Annotated in this window: 9 protein-coding genes; 2 read left to right on the top strand and 7 right to left on the bottom strand. The window is 57.7% G+C overall.

Going from position 1 to position 6,019, the window contains the following annotated elements; translation table 11 throughout:
• Positions 1-116: 116 nt before the first annotated feature.
• Complete coding sequence (locus MKI88_RS21055; RefSeq protein WP_241633512.1) at positions 117-968, bottom strand: SMI1/KNR4 family protein; 852 nt, start codon at positions 966-968, stop codon at positions 117-119.
• Positions 969-1,112: 144 nt separating this feature from the next.
• On the opposite strand from MKI88_RS21055, the gene MKI88_RS21050 reads away from it, so the two are divergent.
• Together MKI88_RS21050 and MKI88_RS21045 are read left to right on the top strand one after the other, a co-directional pair.
• Entirely contained in the window at positions 1,113-1,514 is a 402-nt protein-coding gene (locus MKI88_RS21050) for a hypothetical protein (RefSeq protein WP_241633511.1), read from the top strand.
• 196 nt (positions 1,515-1,710) lie between these two features.
• On the top strand, positions 1,711-1,971 hold the full coding sequence (locus tag MKI88_RS21045) for a hypothetical protein (protein ID WP_241633510.1): 261 nt from the start codon (positions 1,711-1,713) through the stop codon (positions 1,969-1,971).
• Between the two features lie 171 nt (positions 1,972-2,142).
• Here the strand turns inward: MKI88_RS21045 and MKI88_RS21040 are convergent, their stop codons facing one another.
• The 6 genes from MKI88_RS21040 to MKI88_RS21015 form a co-directional block, all read right to left on the bottom strand.
• Positions 2,143-2,349 carry a hypothetical protein gene (locus MKI88_RS21040; protein WP_241633509.1) on the bottom strand — a complete coding sequence of 69 codons (207 nt, stop codon included), beginning with the start codon at positions 2,347-2,349 and terminating at the stop codon, positions 2,143-2,145.
• A gap of 50 nt (positions 2,350-2,399) precedes the next feature.
• Complete coding sequence (locus MKI88_RS21035; protein WP_241633508.1) at positions 2,400-2,804, bottom strand: VOC family protein; 405 nt, start codon at positions 2,802-2,804, stop codon at positions 2,400-2,402.
• Positions 2,805-2,820: 16 nt separating this feature from the next.
• Entirely contained in the window at positions 2,821-3,264 is a 444-nt protein-coding gene (locus MKI88_RS21030; RefSeq protein WP_407073396.1) for a helix-turn-helix domain-containing protein, read from the bottom strand.
• Positions 3,265-3,592: 328 nt separating this feature from the next.
• Entirely contained in the window at positions 3,593-4,387 is a 795-nt protein-coding gene (locus tag MKI88_RS21025; RefSeq protein ID WP_241633507.1) for a HEAT repeat domain-containing protein, read from the bottom strand.
• Between the two features lie 95 nt (positions 4,388-4,482).
• Positions 4,483-4,743 carry a DUF6959 family protein gene (locus MKI88_RS21020; RefSeq protein WP_241633506.1) on the bottom strand — a complete coding sequence of 87 codons (261 nt, stop codon included), beginning with the start codon at positions 4,741-4,743 and terminating at the stop codon, positions 4,483-4,485.
• Between the two features lie 1,114 nt (positions 4,744-5,857).
• On the bottom strand, positions 5,858-6,019 hold a 162-nt coding region (locus MKI88_RS21015), incomplete at its 5' end, for a tyrosine-type recombinase/integrase (protein ID WP_241633513.1).

Raw genomic sequence — 6,019 nt, 5'->3', positions numbered from 1 at the left:
GCTCTATCGCTGCATCAGAGGCCGGACAGATGGCAGCATCCGACTACGTGCCGAACTCTTCAAATACCGCTTGCGTCTTTAGGGGCGTCCACAGATGGAAAGCTGCCATTAACTCATCATTGGCGTCGGATGAGGCTCTCCAGTGCAGCTTCGACTTGGGCATAGCTCGTGTCGATAACCCCGTCGGAGGAGAAACAAGTGCCGATGCGGCTTATCAGAAGGCAAAGGCATTCCTCGAATGAGGAAGCGACATGCACGCCCGGCGTACCAACGATTGCGCATGCGCCGTCCTGGTGAAGCTGTAGATCGAATTTGCTTTCCCAGCCAACCGCGCTGCCAACCCTCGTCCAGCCTTTTTCCCAGCGCTCGGGTTCCATCGCCGAAAACAGTTCGTTCTGCCAAGTAATAGAGATGGCGGCCTGATCCTCGAGTTTCGTGCTTCTCGTGAGTGTCTCTACAAAGCCGTACAGATAGATCTGGTTGTCGAAGAGCGAACCGCCATTCGCCCACAGGAGAAACTCTTGATATTCCGTCGGCAGACGTCGTCCGAGCGTAGCCTGCAGCTGCTCATGTTGGCCCCAGAGATCGGTGAGTAGAGCGTATGCAGGTAGCCAAGCGAGCGGTCGTCGGGAAGCTTCCGAATGAAGCGAGCTCCCGCCGGGAGTCTTAGCGAAGTGGCATCGTCGTAATCGAACAGCGAACTGGCGAATGCTGGCTGCGACCCCACGGGGCGGTGCATAAACGAAATCTGTCCTTCCTGTTCCACCAAATGCATCCCCCCAATTGGATTGCACTCTATCGCGCGACCTAATGTCCGCAAAGTTGTCGGGTCCCGACAGGCCGCTCAAAGGACGAAAATGTGGAAAGCCGCCGTTGGCCCTTTCAGGAGACAGGCGGAACTGCTGGGGCCGAAGCCGCCGACAAATCGGACGTTCAGCACACGGTCTTCGCTGCTTGAAAGCGGTCATTCATTCATCGATCGTCGGGGCGGCCGGAATGCCGTGGTAAGACATTCAACGCAAAGCTTCGCGAGGGCGTTTCCTCTCGAGTAAGCTGAACGCAATAATTTCGAGGCATTGCTCTCGAGCGCGTAGATGAGCGAGGACTGTGCAATGATGCTGCTCATTTTGGCACTGCTCACAGGATTACCGGACCAGCTTGGCCGATCCGGTAGCAAAAGTGAACGGCCGGCAGAGCGGAGGATTGCCGTCGCTGAAGGATGGGAAGCCTTATTCCACAGCGGCCGGGACGCAAGCGGCACTATGGTCTGTGATCGCCACGACGCCGATCAGCTCGAGCGTGAATTCTGGCACAAGTATCGACTTCGTGTTTCTGTCGCGGAGCAACTGATCGTCGAACGATTTGGGCGCGAGACGCTGAACGAGGATCGGATCGTCACCGTACCCTGTTATCAAGAGCGCTATTGGTTTGCCCATCGCCGGAAATTCGAACAGCAGTTCCTGGAAGATCTGACCGCGCTTGAGGCGAAATTAGACATCACAAAACGCCCATGACGATCTAGGCGAGCGAACGAACGGCAGCCAGCGCCGACAGTTCGGACATTACCGAGCGCTTTTCGACTTCCCGATAGCTGTCGTACGTTCAGCTCGTGTAGCACGACTTAATAGGGGCCATTTGTCGACTGACGAGTTCGGGTCATTCGCAGACGACGGCATTGTTTCGAGCTGCCATTGAGGCAATGGGATGCCCATGAGGAAGAAGCGCCGCTATCTCACCGCGACCATGACCGATGGATATGTAAAGACCATCGGGCCGACGACCGACAGCTTCACACATTATTGGCGAATTGTGGCAGAGCTCGAAAGCGGCAAGACCGAGGTGTTCTGGGGCCACTCCCGTTCGCTCGCCGATGCTCGCCGCAAGCGTGCACCGGCCGAAGAGGCCGCTCGGATGCGCGGATGGAAGAGCTTCACTTTCGAAATCGCTGAGCTTGTCGAAACGCTCGCCTGACGTTCTTCGCCGACTTTGCGGACGTCCAACGAGCCCTATCGGCAGCCTGAAACCGGTCGTTCGTTCAGGACGAGCGGGGGTGCCTGCTTCGAGTCCGCTTTTTGCCTCCAAGGGCGGGAGAACGAGACCCCGAAATTGGCCCTCGTTGGTTCGACTTGATTGGGTCGCCGATCACGATTGCCCGGTCTTTCGGCGGTAGGGTTGGAAGAACATGTACAATCCGCTAGCCAGCATCAGCGCCAATGGAGCAAGCGGCGCATAGACGAGAACCGGCGGTGGTGGCCCGAACAGCATCGCCAGGAAATTGGCGAGAATAGTCAGCGTTAGAATGATTCCCAGCCAGCGATGGCTTTGACGGATCACGTTTTGCGAAATCATAATGACCTCCCCTGAAGATCAACCAGGATGGTATAAGGCACATGGATGCCTCAGCGCGCCTGGATCAGCTTCCAGCCATTGCCCGATGGGTCGCGGAAACTCGCGTCGATCGAGCCATAGCGGGCAATCGGTTCCTGCGTGAATTCCACACCACGGCCGCGCATCGTCTCATAGGCGGCCCTGCAATCGTCGACGACCAGCACCAGCGGCGGCATCGCTCCTTTGGCGACCGCTTTCAGCAGTTCCTGCGCAGTGGCGTCGTCTACCGTCGGCGCCTGCGGCCGGAACAGGCCGAGCTGAAACTCTGGCTGACCGGGGTGCTGTACCGTGAGCCATCGATAGTCGCCGTTGCGCGCGTCGGTATGAACGCGAAACCCAAGCTTCTCGACGTAGAACTGAAGCGCCTCGTCCTGATCGTGGACGTACAGGCCAGCAACTTGAACACCTTGTGTCATGGAACCTCCGTTTCGGTCACTCGGTCTTATCGTCGCTCTCCCGTCGCCGCTTCTCCGAAACTGCCATTTTGAGGTTGGGTCGCTGCGCAGCGCTGACGAAGCAGTGAGGCACCTGCTCCAGGTCGCCCGGCGCCGCCTGTCTCCGCTCCCGCAACTCGCCCGGACTCTCACCGGTCACGTCGCGGAAAGTCCGGCCGAAGGTTCCCAAGCTGCTCCAACCTGTCTGGAATGCGATTTCGGTTACCGGCAGTTCGGTATCTCTCAGCAGGGCTGCTGCGCGTTCAACGCGGCGCGTTAGCAGATAGCGGTGCGGCGGAATCCCGAATGCCTCTCGGAACGATCGCGCAAAATGCGCCGTGGAGGTGCCGCTCACGCTTGCCAGTCGCGACACCGGCCACTCTTCGTGCGGAGCGGCATCCATTCGATCCTTCGCACGCAACAGGCGGCGGAGTAGCTTCAAGTCCCTATTGGCGGCGGCTGTGGCGATCCTAGACGTGACAGTTTCCTATGGGGACGGATAGTTTATCACCTTGTGATGCCCGGCCGACGCGCCGCTCGCAATAACCACCTGTATTGGGACAGCTTTCGCCGACAAAGCCGTCATCCAGAGCTCGATTTCGGCTGCCTGATTCCTGCCCTACGTTCAGATTGAGAACAATGACCGGTTTTGGGAGATGCCCAGCGGCGCCAGGATGTCAGCCTTGTCGTGGATTGCGGACAGTCCGCTGTTGGTCAGCATTTTGTCGGAAGCGAACATTGACTGCGTATTCGTAAGCGAACGCTTATGCCTATCGTCGATTGGCGCCACCTGCTCGGCTGGAGGTCCATCGCTGACGCCGCTGTAGCGCACCGAGAAGTTCACTCGTCGCCGTATCTCGGCTTTCGTCCAGGCCCAGTAGCTTCGCAGCTGCTTCGCGAGCGAAGGTATCATCCGGATCGTCATGAAGGATGGTCTTGAGAAAGCCCATCGCCCGACCGTCGCGACGGCGACCAAGACCGCAGATCGCCTCGTAACGCACATCGGGATCGTCGTCGTTCAGCCGAGCGGCGAGCGCCGCTCGTATTTCTTCCGAATCCGCTTCACTTTGCTGTCCGACCCCGAAAGTGGCCCAGTTGCGGACCTCGTCGTCCCCGTCTCCCATCAGCATCAGCAGCGCGGCAATCGCGTCGGGCGTATTGACCGCACCAAGCGCGAACGCCGCAGCATATCTGATGTTGTCATCCTGATGATTAGCGAAGGGCAAGACGTGTGGTGCCGCCTTCACGCGGTCGAGATGCTGAATGCCAAAGATCGCCGAGAACACAACCTGCTGGGCGTCGTCCGAAAGCAAATGCAGCAGGGCATCGAAACATTGATTGGGGAAGGTCCGTTCGGGAATCCCGAGTTGACCAAGAATGTCGGCGGCCCGCGCACGCTCCGACACATTTTCCGAAGATGATAGCGCAAGCGCGCGATCGAGAACTTCCTTGGACCCGCGCCAGTGAAGCGCGGCTACTGCATCCCAAGCGTGGTCGCTGTCGGACTGGAGTGCAGTTCGAAACAGATCGGGAGTTGAGCGGGGATCATTAGCAAGACTGTTCATGTGACCACTGAGTACCATCGAAACGCTGCGTGCCAATGTCTCCTATTGGGAGTCCATAATCAGTCCCGGAAAGACCAGCTTTGGGTCGGAATCGGTCAATCACGGGCATAGGGCGGCTCTATGCCCTCCCGATCCAATACGGCGTCGTAGTGCGCTTGGACTTCCCGTAAACGCTCAATGACGTAAGCCAACTCTGCTTCCTTCTCCAGCGGATCGATCTCGTTCGCCACGTGCTCTAAATCCTTGATCAATATGTGCAGACTATCACCTTGGAACACGATCCCAGGGAACCTGCGGTCTGGAAGGTGAACGACGGCATAGTTCGTCGGTTCGGACAGCAATTTGACGTCACTCATTCGCGCCTCGGCATCTGGGAATGATGACGCTGCCCCAAGCGCGAAATGGCCGCAACTGGTCGTTTTACGCGATCTGTGTCGAAGTGAACGAATGACAGGTTTCCGGCACGGTGGCAAAACTCATGAACGTCCAGCATGTCGTCGGGTCCCGACAGGCCGCTCAAAGGACGAAAATGTGGAAAGCCGCCGTTGGCCCTTTCAGGAGGCAGGCGGAACTGCTGGGGCCGAAGCCGCCGACATTTCGGCCATTCCGTGGCACTCTTCGACTACGCCAAAGCCGACATTTGTTCATCGAGCCCGCCCCGTCAGCTTTATCGGGAAAGCGGTCGTTAAGCTGATTCAGCATAATCATTTGTGCAGGAGTAAATTTGGGCATCGGGAGGACGCAAATGCTACGTGGGTCAATTGCAGCCATCGCCCTCACATGCGGATCGGCGAGCCAGCCAACTTACGCTTGTCGGATGCACGCTCCAATTGTTCTGGATGATGTCAAGTATGCCGAAGTGGTTTTCGTCGGACGCGTCCTGAACTACACTATCGTTCGTGATCAGGTATTTCGTGATAGGATGCTATCTAATCCTCACCTATCCGCTCAAGATCGCGAGTTCTATACAGGTGACCACGATCTCATGGGCGATTATGCGCGCATTGAAATGCAAGTTGACGAAACATTGGTTGGCATAGCGCCGAAGAAGCTTACGCTCACGTGGTATAACTCCACCTTCGGGTTGCCAAAGAAATTGACCGCTGGCCCGTTCCTCGTCGCATTGCGTAAGCCAAGTTCCAGCTCACCGCCCCTTCGCGGCCCAAGCGCGACTATTGTGCCCAACCACGAGCCTGACGCTTTGACACTTTTACAAGCACCCTGCTCAAGCCCATTCATGTTCGAGAGCATGAGCAATGAGGCCCAATCCGTTCGACGGATGCTGGGCACTCGGCCGGGTTAGCAAATGTCCGGAATTCGGCGCGAACAGCTACTCGAGCTTTCTTGCAAATTCTCGACTGCATTCGCCGCCTAAGCCGTCATTCGATGGGCACGATCCGGAGCCTGATAGCTGCCGTTGGTTCATCTGCATGAGCCGGCTCCGCGGCAATGCGAGGAGCCGGCAAACACTCAGACTTCGGTACGCTCCGACAGGGTCAGCGCGTCGTCGATGTCCACCCCCAGATAACGAACCGTGTTCTCGATATTGGTATGGCCGAGCAGGATCTGTACCGCTCGCAAATTTCCAGTCGCTTTGTAGATGAGCGAGGCCTTGGTGCGTCGCATCGAGTG

Origin of the sequence: Sphingomonas sp. LaA6.9, from assembly GCF_022601895.1 — a bacterium.
Classification (GTDB): domain Bacteria; phylum Pseudomonadota; class Alphaproteobacteria; order Sphingomonadales; family Sphingomonadaceae; genus Sphingobium_A.
The sequence above is the reverse complement of the archived record's forward strand: the minus strand, read 5'-3'. Positions and strand labels throughout refer to the sequence as shown.

Coding starts and splice junctions, on each gene's coding strand:
- MKI88_RS21055 (WP_241633512.1), bottom strand. CDS start 968: ATGACCGCTTTCAAGCAGCGAAGACCGTGTGCTGAACGTCCGATTTGT.
- MKI88_RS21025 (WP_241633507.1), bottom strand. CDS start 4,387: ATGAACAGTCTTGCTAATGATCCCCGCTCAACTCCCGATCTGTTTCGA.
- MKI88_RS21020 (WP_241633506.1), bottom strand. CDS start 4,743: ATGAGTGACGTCAAATTGCTGTCCGAACCGACGAACTATGCCGTCGTT.
- MKI88_RS21035 (WP_241633508.1), bottom strand. CDS start 2,804: ATGACACAAGGTGTTCAAGTTGCTGGCCTGTACGTCCACGATCAGGAC.
- MKI88_RS21040 (WP_241633509.1), bottom strand. CDS start 2,349: ATGATTTCGCAAAACGTGATCCGTCAAAGCCATCGCTGGCTGGGAATC.
- MKI88_RS21045 (WP_241633510.1), top strand. CDS start 1,711: ATGAGGAAGAAGCGCCGCTATCTCACCGCGACCATGACCGATGGATAT.
- MKI88_RS21050 (WP_241633511.1), top strand. CDS start 1,113: ATGATGCTGCTCATTTTGGCACTGCTCACAGGATTACCGGACCAGCTT.